The organism is Enterobacter sp. 241F3 (assembly GCF_034106785.1).
Lineage (GTDB): Bacteria > Pseudomonadota > Gammaproteobacteria > Enterobacterales > Enterobacteriaceae > Enterobacter > Enterobacter vonholyi.
This window is the reverse complement of the sequence record NZ_JAWNDD010000001.1, coordinates 151,156-168,251: the sequence shown is the minus strand read 5'-3', so window position 1 is coordinate 168,251 and position 17,096 is coordinate 151,156. Positions and strand designations below refer to the sequence as shown.

The following is a 17,096-nucleotide window of genomic DNA, read 5'->3' as shown; positions in this document are numbered from 1 at the left end:
GTCATCACGATTCTTATCCGGAGTAACGACGATGACGCTATTTTCAAACCTGCCCGGCGATGAAGGTTTACCCGGGCATGAACGCGCCCGGGTCCTGGCCGCCGTTATGACCACCACGCTGATGGGCGTCTTTGACGGCACCATGATCAACATCGCGCTCCCCTCTATGGCAAGGGCGATGCAGGTCCCCGCGAACGTTGCGGTCTGGTTCGCTAACGGCTACCTGCTGTCAGCGGCAATGACGCTGGCTATTTTCGCCGCGCTGGCGGCGCGCGTGGGCTATCGCCCGGTCTTTCTGAGCGGGCTTGCCACCTTTACGCTCACCTCACTCGGCTGCGCGCTGGCAACAACGCCGGAAATGTTAACCGGGATGCGGATCCTGCAGGGCATCGGCGGGGCGGCGACCCTGAGTATCGCCCCGGCGATCCTGCGTTCGGTTTTTCCTGGCCGACTGCTTGGCCGCATTCTGGGGCTGCACGCCCTGCTTATCGCCTCCAGCACGGCGATTGCTCCTGTGCTCGGAGGAACAATACTGGACGCCCTGAGCTGGCAATGGCTGTTCGCCATTAACCTCATTCCGGGCAGCATCGCCCTGCTGCTGGCATGGCGGGCCTTGCCGCGGGAATCGGCCGTGGACCGAACTCCCTTTGACGCGCCGGGCGCCGTTCTCTCCGCCGTCCTGCTAGGTTCCGCGATCATGCTGGCCGACAGCCTTCAGCACGTGGCGCAACAGATTAGCGCGCAGGCCATCTTCTGGGGCGTTCTCGCGCTGGTCAGCGCCTTCGCCTTTACCTGGCGGATCCGGCGTGCGCAACATCCGTTACTGCCGCCGGTGATGTTCAGAAACGGGCGCTTCACCCTCGCCGCGCTGACCTCGCTGGCCTCGTTTGTGAGCCAGGGGATCACGTTTGTCGCGCTGCCGTTCCTGTTTCAGAGCGTATATGGCTACAGCCCTGTAATGTCCGCGCTGCTATTCACCCCGTGGCCGATTGGCATCGTACTGATCGCGCCGCACGCGGGTCGCTGGGCGGATACCATTTCCGCGCCGCTGATCTCGACCCTCGGGCTGATCGTGTTTGTTGGTGGGCTGGTCCTGCTGGCGACGTTGCCGGCAAATCCTTCCGTATGGAATATCTGCCTGCGCAGCCTGGTTTGTGGGATTGGGTTTGGCTGCTTCCAGAGTCCCAATAACCGGGAAATGCTCTCTAACGTGGCGCGGGAATATGCCAGCTATGCCTCTGGCGTGCTTTCTATCGTCAGGACATTCGGCCAGTGTCTCGGTGCCGCCGCGGTGGGGGTGCTGCTGGGAGCAGCGGCAGGATGGGACCATCAACATGCTATCCAGGTTGCACTGTGGTTAGCCGTCATCGCCTCGACGGGTTCGGTGGTATTTAGCCTGAGCAGGCTGCGCCCTGCGGTTCGGGCATCCGCGTAAATTGTTGCAGCGCCTCTCGGCGCTGCTCGTTTTTACGCCTACGCTGCAGGGCGTTCGTTCCAAGCATCAGTGTACTGAATATTTCCGTCCAGAATTTTCCATGTGATTTTTGCATATCGCAAAGATACATTTTCCATGTGACCAGTACCGGGACAATCTCTTGTATCATGCATTATTGGAGTTATTGAAATGACCTTCACCCCTTCCATAAGGATATTGAAGTATTCCACTTCCTGACCAGCATCATTGATGTGGTAGAACTTTAATTCAGCACTATGAAGCGTTTGACCTGTAGCCACAGCTTTGTATAGATAGGGTGAAGATGAATCAATTGCTTTTGTTAGACTGAAAGCAGAGTGTTGCCTTGTACCTGTAAGTTTACCCGTTGCATCATCTGTTGGAATGCTCAGGTTATGAATCAGATCTCTGAGCTCTATACTTCCTTCACGGTCTGCAACATCAGAACCGCCACGGATCATTGCTCCGCCATCGTCTTTCAAAAAGAGGTGTACTGGTACAGCCATTTCTATAACTCCTTATGTTAATTAATCTCTTATTCCATTGGCTATGAGGTTAATTACAGGCATGATCGCTACACCATCTGCATAGAACAGATCAGAATTAGTGAATGAATAAACCTTGCCGGTGATTTTTACATTTACCGTGTTCCCATAAGCTGAAGCAGTAAAATTGCTTGTATTGGCTTCAAGGAATGGTGATCGATCTTCAAGGGCTTTCATAATGTTCCCGCTGTTGTCTTTATCTAAATAGAAGCGGTAAACATCCGACACCGTAGCGCCTCCATCATCATACTTAGTTATGTACAGCGTGACGGTATCAGAGAGTTTCTGTTTGCTGACAAAACTATCGTGAGGAGGTGCATTAAAATAGTATTGATATGTCAGAAACCCACAAACAACGAGCAATAGAATCGTTGTGAGTAAGCAATGAAGCCGTTTAATAACCGTATTTCTTTGCATATTCTATACCTTGCCTTATCCAAAACTGATCGTGAGGATCATCCCCATAAGGCGGTTTTTGATACCAGTGCCCCTATTTCTTTTTGGAGGTTTTAGCATTTTCCTGCGCCCATCCAGCACCCATCAATAGCGTTTCTGATGGTATCCCGGCAGCATAACCAGCCGAACCATAATTGAAGTTCTCAAAATTTGCTAACTCCGGGTGTCCTTGCTTGTAATCCCACGGCCCCTTATTTCTTACTTTTTGATAAAACCAAATTTAGGCTGTGCCCTGCACGGCCGCAGGCAAGGGTTGCACAATGCAGGCCGGGTAAGCGCAGCGCCACCCGGCAAGAAAGACAGCGCGTTTGTTTACTCCAGCGCCAGTAGCGCAAAGCTCGCCAGCCAGTGCCCGCCGCTGTAGTGGCTGCCGACCACATGCTTGACGCTTGCGGCCAGATGTTTCGTCACCGCCTCGCGCAATGCTGGTTGCGCCGGGTGGCTGGCAGGAAGCGCTTTAGCAATATGCTTCATGCACCAGGCGCGGCTGAGGTTTAGCCCGTCGAGATGGGCAATTTTCGGGTCGGTGCGATCGCTCACTTTCGCCGGATTCATCAGAGCCGTAACGGCACCCACCTCCGGGAGAAACGCGTCAAACCAGGCCGGGAAGTCTTCAGACACTTTGCTCATCAGCAGCGCCTCCGTCAGCGCGCCGGAAATATACTCGTCTCCGCCGGGTTCATAGTGTGCCGGATAGCGCGTGTCGGCGAGATAAAACCGCTCCGCCGCTGCCACAATCGCCTGTTCAAGCGCCTTGTCTCCCACTGCGCGACCGTAATCGAGCGCCAGCGCGAGGGCAAACGCCGTGTTGTAGTGCGTCCCGACGCGGATCGGGTAGGTGAGCTTGCCGAGGTAATCCGCCAGCCGGTTGCGAATGTCCTGAGTTAACGGCTCCAGCATCTGATACCAGCCCGCGGCCTGCGGCAGCGACGACTGTTTCAGCTCCTGGGCCAGCGCAAGCAGCCAGCCGTAGCCATACGGCCGCTCAAACGAGGCGCGGAACGGCGCGGTGAAATAGGCCAGCTCCTTCGCCACGTTCTCTTCGGTTATGTGCTCGTCAAAAAGCGCGACGATCGCGTCCCGGCAAGGTAATTCTGGATAGAGCCGCACGCAGCGCAGCAGCAGCCAGTAGCCGTGCACCGCCGAATGCCAGTCAAAACAACCGTAGAAAATGGGATGCAGCTCGCGCGGCGGCAGAACGTCACCATCATCATTCAGCAGGTGCATGATGTGGTTCGGGTATTCCTGGCGCAAATAGGTCAAAGGCATGCGGGCAAACGCGTCGGCCTGATGTTGCGTTAATTCCATGACAGCTCCTTAGCGAAACACGAGGAAATACATTAACAACACGTTCACCACAAGCAGGGTTAACGCGGTCGGGATCTGGATCTTGATCACCTGATATTTGTCCTTCAGCTCCAGCAGCGCGGCGGGAACGATATTGAAGTTCGCGGCCATCGGCGTCATCAGCGTGCCGCAGTAGCCCGCGTACATGCCAATCGCCAGCAGCGGCGCCGGGTTGCCGTGATGCACGTTGATTAGAAACGGCAAGGCGATACCGGCACTTAACACCGGGAAGGCCGCAAAGGCATTACCCATGATCATGGTAAACAGCGCCATACCCACGCAGTAAATGACCACCAGCATGAAGCGGCTATCCGGGTTCACAAACAGGCTCACCACCTTCTGTACCGAGTCGCCGGTGTTGGCCACCACGAACACGCCGCCGAGCATGGCCAGCATCTGCGGCAGGATCACCGCCCAGCCGATGGTATCGACAAGACGACGAGACTGACGAACGGCATGCAACGGCGTGCCTTTGGTCAGCCACCAGCCGGTGAGGAGCGCCGCGACGCAGGCCACGCACAGCGCCGCCAGGGTCAGCTGTTTCTGATCGAGCAGAAACACGCCGCCGATCGAAACGCCCTTCAGGAATAACGTGCCCAGCACCGTCACCACCGGGATCATCAGCGCGGGCAGGAACAGCCAGTTTTTAAGCCGGTTTGACGACGCGACGCGCTCCTCCTCGGTCGACATTTTATAGTGCCCTTTCCCGACGAGGCCAAAACCCGCCAGCAGCGCGATAACGATAACGCCGCCGCCGATTATCCGGTACGCCAGCGATTTCCCCAGCTCCTGAACCATCAGATCGCCAAACAGAAAGATCCCGCCAAACAAGAACCAGAACAGCGCGGTGGTAAAACGCTTTGGATTAGCGCGATCGCGCAGGGTCATCACAACCAGCAGCATCACGACAAAGCCAATCAGGTAGTACACGCGGTTAATGGTGATAAGCGTCATCATTGCGCAGCCTCCTGCGTACCCTGCTCTGCACGCCAGGCCATTACGTCGCGGCGGATGCTTGCATCGAGGCGCAGCAGGCGCGTCATATGAATAACTAATGCCGCAATGGCGGTTGGAATGGCCCACAGGCCGATATGCAGCGGTTCAATGCCCTGAATACCATTCTCTTTCAGGAACGCGTCGATCAGCAGCACCGCCCCGAAGGCAATAAAGATATCTTCCCCAAAGAAGACCGCGATGTTGTCGCACGCGGCAGCGTGGGCTTTGATTTTGTCGCGAATGTGCTGCGGCAGCTCGCCATATTCGTTCAGCGCCGCCCCTTCGGCCATCGGCGCCAGGAGCGGGCGCACAGTCTGGGCATGACCGCCCAGCGACATCAGGCCCAGCGCGGCGGTGCCTTCACGGGCGACAAAATAGAGCATCAGAATACGCGCCGAGGTGGCGCTGGCGATCTTCGCCACCCAGGCCTGGGCGCGCTCTTTTAGCCCGTAATATTCCAGCAGACCAATCACCGGCAGGATCAGGATGAAGGTGGCCAGCGATCGGCTATTGACGAACTTCTCGCCAAAGGTTTCCAGCAGCATGCCGAAATCCATGCCGACCAGCAGACCCGTCGCCAGCCCTGCCACCACGACCACCAGCAGCGGGTTGAAGCGCAGTGCAAAACCAATAACCACGATCGGTATCCCGATCAGCGGCAGCAGCGTAGTACCGTCCATAACGTTTACCCTATCGAAAGTGAGCGTTGCGCGCCGACGGCTATTTTTTTAATTTGCGGCGAGCGATGTTGTGTTTTGTTGGCAGGCTTCGCAAAACCTGCGCTAAAAAGCTATATCTGAACCTCAAAAACATGTAAACAAATTATCAATAAAATGTTCTTATTTTATCGATGAGTTTACATTTCTGGCTAAGGAACGTTATGACCTCAGAAAAGAGTGCTTCACCCGATCGCGACGATATCAACGATGGCCGGATCGTCTCTTCCCGCCATCTGGTATCCGAGCGCTGCGCGGAGTTATCAGAGCTGGAATATGCGCTGATCATGACCAGCAACGCGTTTAACAAATGGATGGTGCGCTGCATGACGGCTGCCGGCGAGCCCGATATGGGCGCCTTTGACGTTTCGCTGCTGCATCACGTGAACCACCGCGACCGCAAGAAAAAGCTGGCCGATATCTGCTTCGTCCTCAACGTGGAAGACACCCACGTGGTGACCTATGCCCTGAAAAAGCTGGTCAAAGCAGGCTACGTGACGAGCGAGAAAGCGGGTAAAGAGCTTTTTTTCTCTACCACGGAGGAAGGGAAAGCGCTGTGCATGAAATACCGGGACGTGCGGGAAGCGTGTCTGATTGCGATCCACGCGGAGAGCGGCATTGCCGGGAAGTCGATTGGCGAGACCGCGCAGCTGTTACGCACGATCTCATCCCTGTATGACACCGCCGCCCGGGCGGCGGCGTCACTGTAATTAAGGACGCCGGAACAGCGTAATGCTTCGCCCGGCCAGTTCGTACTCAATGGTTTCGGTGATCGCTGTCCCGGTGGCAGCGTCATCCGCCGTAGACAGCTCCAGCACCCATCCCCCTTCGCCAAATTGCGGGATCTGGAACGGCACGGTGCCTTCAAACGGGTTGAACAGCATCAGCACGTCGTGCCAGATACCGTCCTCCTGCCTGAGATCCGGCCTGCTGATGGAGACCCCGAGGGTTGAGCCTTCATCCCACTGCTCGGCCTGCTGTGGGCCGCCCCCGGCATTGAACCAGCGGATCTCCAGCCCGTCGCGCCAGCTTTCACGGCGCAGCAGCGGCTGTTGCGCGCGAAGGGTAATGAGACGACGGGTAAACTCGCGCAGCGCAGCGTCGTTTTCGGAGAGCCCCTTCCAGTCGATCCACGAGATCTCACTGTCCTGGCAGTAGCCGTTGTTGTTCCCCTTCTGCGTACGGCCAAACTCGTCCCCCGCCAGCAGCATCGGCGTGCCGTGGGAGAACAGCAGCGTGGTCAGGAAATTACGTTTCTGCCGTTCGCGGGTAGCAATAATATCCGGATTCTCGGTTGGCCCTTCCTCGCCGTAGTTGTACGAGCGGTTATCGTTATGCCCGTCGTTATTGTCCTCACCGTTGTCGGCGTTGTGCTTTTCGTTGTACGACACCAGGTCATTCAGCGTAAAGCCGTCGTGGGCGGTGATAAAGTTGACGCTGGCCCACGGACGACGTCCGCGCAGATCGTACAGATCGCCGGAACCGAGCAGGCGCGCGGCAAAGTCCGTGGAGACGTTGTCCCCCTTCCAGTACTCGCGAACGGTGTCGCGGTATTTGTCGTTCCACTCACCCCAGCCCGGCGGGAAACCGCCGACCTGATACCCGCCGGGGCCGATATCCCAGGGTTCACCAATCAGCTTCAGTCGGGATAACACCGGATCCTGAGTCACGGCGTCGAAGAAACCGCCGCGCGGGTCAAACCCTTCGGGCTCGCGGCCCAGGATCGTCCCGAGGTCGAAGCGAAAACCGTCGATGTGCATCGATTCCGCCCAGTAGCGCAGGGAATCCATCACCATCTGCAGCACGCGCGGGTGTGAGGTGTTGACCGTGTTTCCCGTCCCGGTGTCGTTGATGTAATACCGGTGCTGGTCCGGGAGCGTGCGGTAATAGCTGTAGTTATCAATCCCCTTAAACGAGAGCGTGGGGCCAAGCTCGTTCCCTTCCGCCGTGTGGTTGTACACCACGTCCAGAATGACCTCGATGCCCGCGTCATGATAGGCGCGCACCATATCGCGAAAGCCCTGGATCCCCGCCGGGCCGTAGTAGCGTGACGCAGGGGCAAAAAAGCCCAGCGTGTTATAGCCCCAGAAGTTCTTCAGGCCGCGGTCGAGCAGGTGCTGATCGTCCGGAAACCAGTGAACCGGCAGCAGCTCCACCGAGGTAATGCCGAGGCTTTTGATATAGTCGACCGAGACTTTGTGCCCCATCCCCTCAAACGTGCCCCGCAGCTCGGGCGGAATGGCCGGGTTCATCTGGGTAAACCCTTTCACGTGGCTCTCATAGACAACGGTATGCGGCCAGGGCACGTTCGGCCGGCTGTTGTCCTGCCAGTCAAAGGCGTTCGGGTCGATGACCCTGCATTTCGGCGTAAACGGCGCGCTGTCGCGGGTATCAAAGCTCAAATCCAGCTCGTCATGCCCCAGCTCATAGCCGAAATGGGCGTCGTTCCAGTCGATGTCACCCATCAGTTCGCGAGCGTAAGGGTCGATAAGCAGCTTATGCGGGTTGAAGCGATGACCATTTTCCGGGTCGTAGGGGCCGTAGACGCGATAGCCGTACAGCGCACCCGGCTTCAGATCGGGCACATAGCCGTGCCAGACCTCATGGGTATACTCCGGCAGCTCCAGCCGGGCGATTTCCTTTTTCCCGGACGGGTCAAACAGACAGAGCTCCACCCGTTCAGCGTGAGCGGAGAACAGCGCGAAGTTGACCCCTTTTCCGTCATAATTCGCACCCAACTGCTGGCCATGACCGGCCCGAATTTCAAACGTTGTATCCTTTGCCATTTTCGTTCTCCACGATTATTCGCAGGTAAGCAGAACCAGTACACATCCCTTTTCTGACGTTAACGCCAGCGTTTCTTGCAGCATGCGGCTTTCGCCGCTGAACAGATCCCGATAGCGCTTACCGGCCAGTTCGTCGGGTAACGCGACCGTGGTATTGATCCACAGCTGATGATTATCGGTGACGCCAAAAACCAGACGCGGCACGGCAACGATCAGCGCCTCGTCGTCCTTAACGCGCGCATACACAATCAGGTTCTCCTCGCGGTCGCCGGTGACCTTAAGCGGCAGCCAGTCGCCGTAGCGGAAAAGCGCGTCGTAGTGCGGTCGAAGCCGCAGCAGCGTGGCGGTAACAAACTGCTTCACCCTGCCGTCCCGCCAGCATGCCGGGCTGTCAAACACCGTGGCATCCGCCACGCTGAGGTGCTGCACCAGGACCGGAAAGTTCGGCTCGCGTCGGTTATCCGGGTCGACCAGGCTGAAGTTAAGCGCCTCGCTGCCCTGATAGATATCCGGCACGCCGGGCGCCGTCAGCTTAATCACCGTCTGGCTGAGGCTGTTCATCAGCCCCGCGCGGATAAAGGGCTGCATCGCCTCGCTGAAATCATGCAGGAACGGGGCGTTGTCCGGCGAAAGCAGGTGCCGCGCGTAGCTCAACACCACGCTCTCGTAGCTCTCGTTGCTGTCAATCCAGTCGGTGCGCTGTTTCGCCTCGCGCAGCGCTTTCTCGAGGAAGCCGAGGAAGCGTTCTTGCAGTGATTTCAGCCCGTCGGCGTCGTCCGGTGACAGCGTGGCGGGCCAGACGCCCGCCAGCGCCTGGTAGATCATCCACGTATCGGCGGCGTTCGGCGCGGTACCGTCATTGAGAAAACGCACCTGGGTCTGGTTCATCTGCCGCCAGCGGGCCAGATTTTCCCCCCAGCGTTCCGGGGCTTCCGTCAGGGTGTAAAGGCGCGCGCGGGCATCCTCCCCGCGCTTGGTATCGTGCGTGGAGGTGCCCAGCAGCGCATCGGGCTGACGGGCCAGACGAATGCGCATCTCCTGGTGGAAGCGGGATAATGAAAACGCGCGCGGCGTCGGGTCGGCGCCCACTTCGTTGAGCGCAAGCTCAAGGTTGTGGCGAAAGAAGAGCGTGTCTTCAACGGACTTCGCCATCAGCGGCCCGGTCAGCTGCTGGAAGCGGGTCCTGAACAGCGCGGCGCTCTCGCGGCAATCTTCCGGCAGATCGCCGGTAAGAATGCGCACGATCAGGCTGAGCGCGGCTTCAGACGTCTCCACGCTGGCGACCACGCGATTAAGCAGCGCCACGTCCGGCGGGGTTAATCCTTCCCGGGTGCCGTAGGTGCGGTAGACCGGAAACGCAATAAGCAGTTCGCGCAGCGCGTGACGGATTTCCTCGCGCGGCAGCGCAACCTCATTGCGACGGGCCAGATCCTCAGCAATGTTTAGCAGCGTGGTGAATTCACCCTCAAAATTGCGATCGGCCATCAGGCCTTTGGCATCGCGCAGTTCCGCATGTCGATCGACCGTGATGCCCAGCGTCTCGTCGTGGATTTTCTCCAGACGCCCCAGGCTACTGTCGTCAACCAGCACTTCCGCCAGCGAGGCGATAAACTCGTAGCCGGTGGTGCCGGATACCGGCCAGTCAGCGGAGAGCTGTTCCCCTTTGGCGAGAATCTTTTCGACCGTGATGTAGCAGTCGGGCCCGGCCGCCTGCCGCAGGCGCTGCAGATAGCCCAGCGGATCCGCCAGACCGTCGACATGGTCAATGCGCAGGCCATCCACCACGCCCGCGTGGACCAGCTCAAGGATCAGCCGGTGCGTATCGTCGAAGACTGCGTCATCTTCAACCCGAACGCCGACCAGCCCGGTTATCTCAAAGAAGCGCCGCCATGAGAGCTGCTTCGGCGCCTCCCGCCAGGACATCAGCCGCCAGCTTTGCGCGTCGTGCAGTTCGGCTATGCTCTTCTCCTCGCTGTACGTGCCCGGGTTGAGCGGATACTCGGCGTCGTAGTAAACCAGCGCGGCCTTTTTCGTGACAGGGTCACGTTTTAAGGTGATAGCTCCCTTCTCCAGCTCCGCCTCAAAGGTATCGCCAAGAAACGGCAGCGTCAGCGGTCGCGACCCGTCGATATCGAAGTAGCGGAAATAGCGGCTCTGCTGGCCGTATTCAATCACGTCCAGCCACCAGAGGTTTTCCAGCGAGGTGGACATGTGGTTAGGGACGATATCCAGAATCAGCCCCATACCGGCCTGCTTAAGCGCCGCGGCCATGCGGTCAAAGCCTTCTCGTCCGCCAATCGCGGGGTCGATTTCATTCGGGTTGGTCACGTCATAGCCGTGGGTAGACCCCGTCGTGGCAGTGAACACGGGCGACGCGTAAAGGTGGCTGATGCCGAGGTCCTTCATATACGGCACCAGCGCCACAACGCGGTCAAAGGTCATGCCGTTACGGAACTGAATTCGGTACGTGGCGGAAGGGATCATAACGATGCTTCTCCATCAGCAAAGCGAACGACAATACCGTTCGGGGGTAAAACGTCAGTGACCTCCGGCGAGGCAAAACGCGTCTCCCCCGCCATAGCGGGCAGCGCGACGGGCTTAATGCCGATATTAAGCGCCAGTGAGAGCGTACCCGACGGGAAGCGCCAGCACACCGCAACCATGCCGGGCGCGGTCTTGAGCACATGGCCCTCAACGGCACCGAGCGGATGCAGAAGCGGAACGATATGGCGATGGCGCAGCGTCAACAGATTGCGCGTGTAGCGCAGCCACGTTTTGCCCTCGTCGGTGGCAATCTTATGCCAGTCGAGCTTTGAGCGAACAAAGGTGTTCACGTCGTTCGGATCCGGAACGGTTTCATCGTGCCCGGCATGGCCCGTAAACTCTTTCGCACGCCCTTCCCGTACCGCCTTTGCCAGATCGCCGTGAAAATCGGTGAAGAACAGGAACGGATGCGTTTCACCAAACTCCTCGCCCATAAACAGCAGCGGGATATGCGGGGAAAGCAGCAGCGCGGCAAGCAGCACCCGCGTCTTGTCGGCACCCGCGAGGGGGATAAGCCGCTCGCCCTGGGCGCGATTGCCTGTCTGATCGTGGTTTTGAATAAAATCGACGAAGAACTGCGGCGGCTGCGTGCGGCACTCCACCCCGCGAGATTCTCCGGTTTGCAGAGACAACTCGCCCTGGTAGACAAACCCTTCCGCCAGCGCCCGGGCGAACTTCTTCTCAGGCTCAAAGGCAAAATCCTGGTAATACGCGTGGGTCTCGCCGGTGGCAAACACGTGGGCAGCGTTGTGAAAATCATCGTTCCACTCGCCGGTAAACAGCGGCGCGTTGCCCTGTTCATCGCGCGGATGCAGGAAAATCACGTTGCGGCTGTCTTCCGTGGTCAGGTGAACGTGACGGTGCGGAATGGTCTCGCGGATCCGGGTGGCAATCTCCTCGAGAACATGGGTGTCCGAGCCGTCCTTAATCTGGTCGATGGCATCAAAGCGTAGGCCGTCCAGACGATACTCCGTCAGCCAGTAAAGCGGCGCATCGGTGATGTACTGCCTCACCGGCTCGCGCTCGTAGGCGATGCCGTTGCCCCACGGTGTCATCCGCTGTGCATCGAAAAAAGCGGGCGACAGCAGAGGCAGATAGTTTCCTTCGGGCCCAAAGTGGTTGAGCACGATATCCAGCACCACGGAAAGCCCCAGCCCGTGCGCGGCGTCGATAAACGCGTGGAAATCCTCCGGCGTGCCGTACGCTGAGTGTGGGGCATACAGCAGCACGCCGTCATATCCCCAGCCGCGGGAACCGCCAAACTGGGAGACGGGCATCACTTCAAGCTGGGTAATCCCGAGTTCTGCCAGATACGGCAGCTTGTCGATGGCCGCCCGGAAGGTGCCCTCCGGAGTAAAAGTGCCGATGTGCAGTTCGTAAATGACCGTCTCTTCCCACGGACGCCCTGCCCAGTCGCGGTTGACCGGCTGGTAACGTCGGGGATCGATCACCACCGAGGGGCCGTTAACGTCGCCCTTTTGCGCCCGCGAGGCGGGATCGGGCACCGCCATGCCGTCCTGAAGAACAAACTGATATTCTGCACCGTGCGTGACGCCGGGGACGTCTGCCTGGAACCAGCCGCCGCCTGTTGCCGTCATCGGCACGTCGGTGGCGGCAAGACGTAGCGTAAGTTCTTTCTGTCCTTCTGCCCAGACGCGAAAACGTACAACGTCATCGGAAATAAACTCAGCACCCCACTGCTTTTGAAATGTCCTGAATTCCATTCATTGTCCTCGAATGACCCACATTTTACGCGGAACGAAGTACAAGCTTAGTTCAGGATTAAAAGTGCGTGAGCTCAGCGGATTTAACCGCTTCGTCTATTCTTTATGAAATAACTCACTAACGGGAATACTATGCAGATTCGAAAAGGATTAAATACGGACCTCGTCCGTCTTGAATGTTGTGACTTTTCTTTCACCATTAGCCACATTGCGCGAGAGCCCTTTATCCATTGTGATTTGCATATCGAAGCCGTCGCCGAGCCCTGGATAAAAACCTACGAACTCGACATTCAAACGCTTGAAAACCACTGCGTTAATCCGGACGCCATATTTCTTGTGGCGGAAACGGACGACGGTGAATTAGCCGGATTTATTACCGCGTCAATCGGCTGGAATAAGTTTATCTCGGTGGATTACATAGCCGTGGATCGCACGAAACGCAGAACCGGCGCCGCGCAAAAATTGATGGCCGCCGCGCACGTGTGGGCCCGCAGCGTAAACGCGCCGGGATTACGGCTTGAAACACAAAATGTGAACGTCTCTGCCTGTCTGTTTTACCGTAACTACGGGTTCACCCTGGGCGGATACGATCGTTATCTCTACAACGCCCTACCTGAAAAAGACGAGGTCGCCCTGTTCTGGTATTACATGCTGGTCTAGCGGAAACACATTGCCACATCGCGGTCATATTTCTGTCACTGAATTTCATTACGCTTTCGGGATTTTAACCAGGGTGTTGAGGAAAAAAGCGTGAATTCAATGGCTAAGGCATTACTGCTGGCATTACCGGGTTTGAGTGCAGCGGCAACCGCGACGGCTGCCGGGCGCGACCTGTGCGAACCGAAAGCGTACGAAATGGCGCTGCGCTATCAGCAGAAATCGGCAGAGATTATGGCCCTTCAGCTGCAAACCTATCGGTTTGCCACCGAGCGTTTCAACGAAAAGTTAAAGGATCTGAAAACGCCCGAAAACTACGCCGTGGTGATGGACCTCGACGAAACGGTGCTGGATAACACCCCTCTGCTGGTGCGCGACGCGGAGCAGTGTCACGACTATACGAAATGGGACACCTGGAGCGACTGGGAGAAACAGGGTAAACCCGGCTTAATTCCCGGTGCGAAAGCGTTTCTTGACCACGTGAATCAAAGCAAAGTCCGCATCTACTACGTTTCGGATCGTATGCAGGAAAACAAAGCCGACACGCTGAAGACGTTAAATGCTCTCGGCCTGCCGCAGGTGTCTGACGAAAGCGTGCTGCTGGATACGGTCAGCAAGGAAGAGCGCCGCCAGAGCATTCTCAAAAAGCAGCAGATCGTGATGCTGTTCGGCGACAGCCTGCCGGACTTCGCCGTACAGTTTAAAAATAAAAAGCCGAGCGAACAGCAGCGTGAGCTGGTTGAAGCCAGCGCCGAACACTTCGGCAACGACTGGATTGTGCTGCCTAATGCCGCTTATGGCTCCTGGTCCAAAGCCACGCCGGACAGCTGGAACGCGCCGCTGAAAAAATAATGTCTACGGGCCGGGAAAGCTATCGCGCGCCTTCCCGGCCCTTCGGTTTCCTATCCATCCCGTTTATAGGTCCTATCATTTCTGGGCAGGTTCTTATAATTTTACGGAGCAGTAAGATGAGCACTTTCAAAGGAGACTCGTATGCTTACCGTGAAAAAACTTGCTCTTTCCACGCTGATTTCCAGTTCACTGCTTTTTTACCCTGCGCTCCAGGCCTCGGCGGAGACGCCCCAGCACGTCGTTAAACAACCGGCGGGCGGTTACAGCGTGCAGGTCGGCGACGTTCTGGTCACCTCGTTTACCGACGGGACCGTCGCGCAGGATCTGCACAAGCTGCTGCGCCGGACAACGCCGCAAAACATTGATGCGCTGCTCGCGAAAAACTTTCAGACCAACCCGGCTGAGGTCTCCATCAACGCTTTTCTGATTGCGATACCCGGACATAAAATCCTGGTGGATACCGGCTCGGGCCAGCTCTTTGGCCCTGATACCGGCGGACGTCTGGTTGAAAGCCTCGCCACGCAGGGGATAAAACCCGAGGACATTACTGAAGTCCTGCTGACCCACGCCCACTCCGATCATGCCGGTGGTCTGGTGAAGGATGGCAAGGTGGTGTTCAGCAACGCGCGCGTTTTCGTTGGCAAACCGGATATCGACTTTTTCTTTAACGACGACAATCAGAAGAAAACCGGCTACGGCAAGAACTACTTTGACGTCGCGCAGAAGACCTTAAAACCCTATCTGGATGCGGGAAAAGTGGTGCCGTTTAGCGGCACATCGGAGATTCTACCGGGGCTGACCGGCACGGTTCATCCCGGCCACACGCCGGGCTCAGCCTTCTACACGCTGACGAGCAAAGGCGAGAAGATCACCTTTGTCGGCGACATCATTCATGCCGCGGCGGTTCAGTTTCCGCAGCCTGCGGTGACCATCACCTACGATGAAGATGAGAACAAAGCGGCAAGCGTTCGCGAGCATGCGTTCGCTGACTTTGTGAAAAACAAGGACCTGGTTGCCGCCCCGCACCTGCCTTTCCCGGGCATCGGCTATGTGACGAAAGGCGAGAAAGGCGGCTATGCCTGGGTCCCTGTGACCTATACCAACCGTGACGCCAGCAGCGCGAAATAGGATGACGCCCATCTCTGATATGGACATAGACCTGATCCTGACGCTGGACGCCCTGCTTCAGGACAGGAATATCACCCATGCGGCCGCGCGGCTGGGCATCAGCCAGCCCGCGCTGTCCGCCCGTCTGGCGCGTCTGCGCACGCTGTTTGGCGAACCGCTGTTTATTCCCTCCCCGCATGGACGCGGGGTATTGCCCACGCCGCGAGCGGAAGCGCTCAGGCCGCAGGTGGCAAGCGTGCTGCGCGGCATCAGCGCGATGTTTGCGCCCACCGCGTTTGATGCGCAAACCAGCAGCCGGACCTTTGTTATCGCGCTGCATGAGAATCCGGCGCTGATGCTCGGCACCGGGCTGCTTAACCAGATTAGAACCGATGCCCCCGGTATCCGCCTGCGCTTCGCCCTGCCGGAGATAGCTGACCTGCCGCAGCAGCTGGAAAACGGCGATGTGGATATCTACATTGGCGTGAGCGCAGGAGCCCATGAGGGATGGGTGAGGCGCAAACTCCTTGACGACGCGTTTGCCACCGCCCAGCGTAAAGGCCACCCGCGCGGAACGGGTCCGTTAGATCTGGAAAGCTACTGCGCGCTTTCCCATCTGGTGGTGTCGTCGGCGGGGGATCCGTTTACCGGCTTTGTTGACCAAACCCTCGCCGGGCTGGGCTACCAGCGACACGTCGCCATGTCCACCCAGAGCTATGCCGTGGCGCCAGCACTTATTGCCGGTACGGACCTGGTGTGCACCCTGCCGGAACGGATGCTGAAGCAGTTTGCCTGCACGCTGGATCTCTTTGCACCACCTCTGCCGCTCCAGCCGATTACCATCAACATGTACTGGCATCCGAAAAACAGCCAGGATCCGGCGAATGCCTGGCTGCGCGAACAGCTGCTGCGGGCCGCCGGACGTCAGGTGTGATCGAGCGTTGCCAGAAACTTTTTAAGCACTTCTGAGCGAATAATCCGGTGGCAAACCAGGGTGAGTTCACTCTCCCGCAGCCGGTCGAGGATGTCCACGTAGACGACATTCTCGACGCTCACCGCCTTTGCCGACGCGGGGAGCAGCGCCAGCCCAAACCCCGCCGAAACCAGGCTTATCACCGTGGGCACGTCGGTCGCATTCTGCACTACGTCCGGCTGAAAGCCCGCTCCGCTGCAGGCATCATAGAAGTACTGCTCCAGCCCCATTCCCTCCGGATCGCGCAGGGAGATCCATTTTTCGCCTTTCACCGACGAAAGCGTCAGCGCGGCGGATCCGGCCAGCGGATGCTGACGATACAGCGCCAGCACCGTTTTCTCCGAGGCAAACGGGCGGCTTTGCAGATCGTCCGGCAGCGACGGCAGCGGCGCGCGAATGATGGCCACATCCAGCTGGTTGCTCTGCACGGCGGCGTAGAGCGTCTGCACGTTTCCGGTCATCAGCGACATAGTAATGGCCGGCCAGCGGCTGTGCATCTGGCGAAGCGCGGCGGGCAGCCTGCCGTCGAACATCGCGCTCGACACGCACCCGAGGTTTAACACGCCCTGCTCGCCCCTTGCCGTCTGTCTGGCGTCCAGCACCGCCTGCTCGGTCAGCGAGATGGCAAGCCTGGCTTTTACCAGGAACGCTTCGCCCGCGGGCGTCAGGGTTAAGCGGCGGTTCGCACGGCTGAAAAGCGTGACGCCTAAACGTTCTTCCAGCGCCTTTATCTGCTGGCTCAGCGCCGGTTGCGCCATGTTCAGACGCTCGGCGGCCCGGTGCATATGGAGCTCTTCGGCCACGACGATGAAGTGGCGCATCTGACGAAACTGCACGAGACGCCTCCTTATATTGATATGAATTTACTTATCAATTTAACAGTAATGATGCAATTGATGCTATTGGTCATTGCCATAAAATGGAGGGATTCAACCGAGGG

The 17,096-nt window shown here is 58.0% G+C and carries 16 protein-coding genes; 6 read left to right on the top strand and 10 right to left on the bottom strand.

Annotated elements, in window-relative coordinates:
* Positions 1-31 precede the first annotated feature (31 nt).
* Positions 32-1,435, top strand: coding sequence for an MFS transporter (locus tag UR504_RS00745; RefSeq protein ID WP_302235018.1), 1,404 nt, complete (start codon positions 32-34; stop codon positions 1,433-1,435).
* Between the two features lie 38 nt (positions 1,436-1,473).
* On the opposite strand, the gene UR504_RS00740 is transcribed toward UR504_RS00745, so the two are convergent.
* The 6 genes from UR504_RS00740 to UR504_RS00715 form a co-directional block, all read right to left on the bottom strand.
* Positions 1,474-1,959 carry an Hcp family type VI secretion system effector gene (locus UR504_RS00740; RefSeq protein WP_045354100.1) on the bottom strand — a complete coding sequence of 162 codons (486 nt, stop codon included), beginning with the start codon at positions 1,957-1,959 and terminating at the stop codon, positions 1,474-1,476.
* Between the two features lie 21 nt (positions 1,960-1,980).
* Entirely contained in the window at positions 1,981-2,415 is a 435-nt protein-coding gene (locus tag UR504_RS00735; RefSeq protein WP_111963567.1) for a hypothetical protein, read from the bottom strand.
* Positions 2,416-2,488: 73 nt separating this feature from the next.
* Complete coding sequence (locus UR504_RS00730) at positions 2,489-2,674, bottom strand: polymorphic toxin type 44 domain-containing protein (protein ID WP_302235552.1); 186 nt, start codon at positions 2,672-2,674, stop codon at positions 2,489-2,491.
* Between the two features lie 92 nt (positions 2,675-2,766).
* Positions 2,767-3,762 carry a DUF2891 domain-containing protein gene (locus UR504_RS00725; RefSeq protein ID WP_302235544.1) on the bottom strand — a complete coding sequence of 332 codons (996 nt, stop codon included), beginning with the start codon at positions 3,760-3,762 and terminating at the stop codon, positions 2,767-2,769.
* A gap of 9 nt (positions 3,763-3,771) precedes the next feature.
* Positions 3,772-4,758, bottom strand: a complete 987-nt coding sequence (locus UR504_RS00720) for a DUF979 domain-containing protein (protein ID WP_302235543.1) — start codon at positions 4,756-4,758, stop codon at positions 3,772-3,774.
* Positions 4,755-5,477 (bottom strand): DUF969 domain-containing protein, encoded by a 723-nt coding sequence (locus tag UR504_RS00715; RefSeq protein ID WP_023327494.1) that lies wholly within the window; start codon positions 5,475-5,477, stop codon positions 4,755-4,757. The genes UR504_RS00720 and UR504_RS00715 overlap by 4 nt, the downstream gene beginning before the upstream one ends.
* A 200-nt stretch (positions 5,478-5,677) precedes the next feature.
* On the opposite strand from UR504_RS00715, the gene UR504_RS00710 reads away from it, so the two are divergent.
* Positions 5,678-6,223, top strand: coding sequence for a winged helix DNA-binding protein (locus UR504_RS00710; RefSeq protein WP_024908533.1), 546 nt, complete (start codon positions 5,678-5,680; stop codon positions 6,221-6,223).
* Here UR504_RS00710 and glgX read toward each other — a convergent pair whose 3' ends face one another.
* Genes glgX through treZ form a run of 3 tightly spaced genes read right to left on the bottom strand, consistent with a single transcriptional unit; the run spans position 6,224 to position 12,567 of the window.
* Positions 6,224-8,299, bottom strand: a complete 2,076-nt coding sequence (gene glgX, locus UR504_RS00705) for a glycogen debranching protein GlgX (protein ID WP_302235542.1) — start codon at positions 8,297-8,299, stop codon at positions 6,224-6,226.
* 15 nt (positions 8,300-8,314) lie between these two features.
* Positions 8,315-10,783 carry a malto-oligosyltrehalose synthase gene (treY, locus tag UR504_RS00700; protein ID WP_302235541.1) on the bottom strand — a complete coding sequence of 823 codons (2,469 nt, stop codon included), beginning with the start codon at positions 10,781-10,783 and terminating at the stop codon, positions 8,315-8,317.
* Entirely contained in the window at positions 10,780-12,567 is a 1,788-nt protein-coding gene (gene treZ / locus UR504_RS00695; protein ID WP_302235540.1) for a malto-oligosyltrehalose trehalohydrolase, read from the bottom strand. Before treZ ends, treY begins: the two co-directional genes overlap by 4 nt.
* A 132-nt stretch (positions 12,568-12,699) precedes the next feature.
* Here treZ and UR504_RS00690 point away from each other — a divergent pair, with 132 nt between their 5' ends.
* From UR504_RS00690 to UR504_RS00675, 4 genes are all read left to right on the top strand, one after another.
* The gene (locus tag UR504_RS00690; protein WP_111963574.1) at positions 12,700-13,227 is read left to right on the top strand and encodes a GNAT family N-acetyltransferase; all 528 of its coding nucleotides are present in this window, start codon (positions 12,700-12,702) and stop codon (positions 13,225-13,227) included.
* A gap of 99 nt (positions 13,228-13,326) precedes the next feature.
* Positions 13,327-14,076, top strand: coding sequence for a 5'-nucleotidase, lipoprotein e(P4) family (locus UR504_RS00685; RefSeq protein WP_414464874.1), 750 nt, complete (start codon positions 13,327-13,329; stop codon positions 14,074-14,076).
* Positions 14,077-14,217: 141 nt separating this feature from the next.
* Positions 14,218-15,204 (top strand): MBL fold metallo-hydrolase, encoded by a 987-nt coding sequence (locus UR504_RS00680; RefSeq protein WP_271367891.1) that lies wholly within the window; start codon positions 14,218-14,220, stop codon positions 15,202-15,204.
* 1 nt (position 15,205) lies between these two features.
* Positions 15,206-16,117, top strand: a complete 912-nt coding sequence (locus tag UR504_RS00675; protein WP_302235538.1) for a LysR family transcriptional regulator — start codon at positions 15,206-15,208, stop codon at positions 16,115-16,117.
* On the opposite strand, the gene UR504_RS00670 is transcribed toward UR504_RS00675, so the two are convergent.
* The gene (locus UR504_RS00670) at positions 16,108-16,992 is read right to left on the bottom strand and encodes a LysR substrate-binding domain-containing protein (protein ID WP_271367893.1); all 885 of its coding nucleotides are present in this window, start codon (positions 16,990-16,992) and stop codon (positions 16,108-16,110) included. The genes UR504_RS00675 and UR504_RS00670 overlap by 10 nt on opposite strands.
* Between the last annotated feature and the right edge of the window lie 104 nt (positions 16,993-17,096).

Excerpts from the sequence above, each read along its gene's own strand:
- UR504_RS00720 (WP_302235543.1), bottom strand. The coding sequence starts at position 4,758 with ATGATGACGCTTATCACCATTAACCGCGTGTACTACCTGATTGGCTTT.
- treZ (WP_302235540.1), bottom strand. The coding sequence starts at position 12,567 with ATGGAATTCAGGACATTTCAAAAGCAGTGGGGTGCTGAGTTTATTTCC.
- treY (WP_302235541.1), bottom strand. The coding sequence starts at position 10,783 with ATGATCCCTTCCGCCACGTACCGAATTCAGTTCCGTAACGGCATGACC.
- UR504_RS00680 (WP_271367891.1), top strand. The coding sequence starts at position 14,218 with ATGCTTACCGTGAAAAAACTTGCTCTTTCCACGCTGATTTCCAGTTCA.
- UR504_RS00715 (WP_023327494.1), bottom strand. The coding sequence starts at position 5,477 with ATGGACGGTACTACGCTGCTGCCGCTGATCGGGATACCGATCGTGGTT.
- UR504_RS00710 (WP_024908533.1), top strand. The coding sequence starts at position 5,678 with ATGACCTCAGAAAAGAGTGCTTCACCCGATCGCGACGATATCAACGAT.
- UR504_RS00745 (WP_302235018.1), top strand. The coding sequence starts at position 32 with ATGACGCTATTTTCAAACCTGCCCGGCGATGAAGGTTTACCCGGGCAT.
- UR504_RS00690 (WP_111963574.1), top strand. The coding sequence starts at position 12,700 with ATGCAGATTCGAAAAGGATTAAATACGGACCTCGTCCGTCTTGAATGT.
- UR504_RS00725 (WP_302235544.1), bottom strand. The coding sequence starts at position 3,762 with ATGGAATTAACGCAACATCAGGCCGACGCGTTTGCCCGCATGCCTTTG.
- UR504_RS00740 (WP_045354100.1), bottom strand. The coding sequence starts at position 1,959 with ATGGCTGTACCAGTACACCTCTTTTTGAAAGACGATGGCGGAGCAATG.
- UR504_RS00685 (WP_414464874.1), top strand. The coding sequence starts at position 13,327 with ATGGCTAAGGCATTACTGCTGGCATTACCGGGTTTGAGTGCAGCGGCA.
- UR504_RS00675 (WP_302235538.1), top strand. The coding sequence starts at position 15,206 with ATGACGCCCATCTCTGATATGGACATAGACCTGATCCTGACGCTGGAC.
- UR504_RS00735 (WP_111963567.1), bottom strand. The coding sequence starts at position 2,415 with ATGCAAAGAAATACGGTTATTAAACGGCTTCATTGCTTACTCACAACG.
- glgX (WP_302235542.1), bottom strand. The coding sequence starts at position 8,299 with ATGGCAAAGGATACAACGTTTGAAATTCGGGCCGGTCATGGCCAGCAG.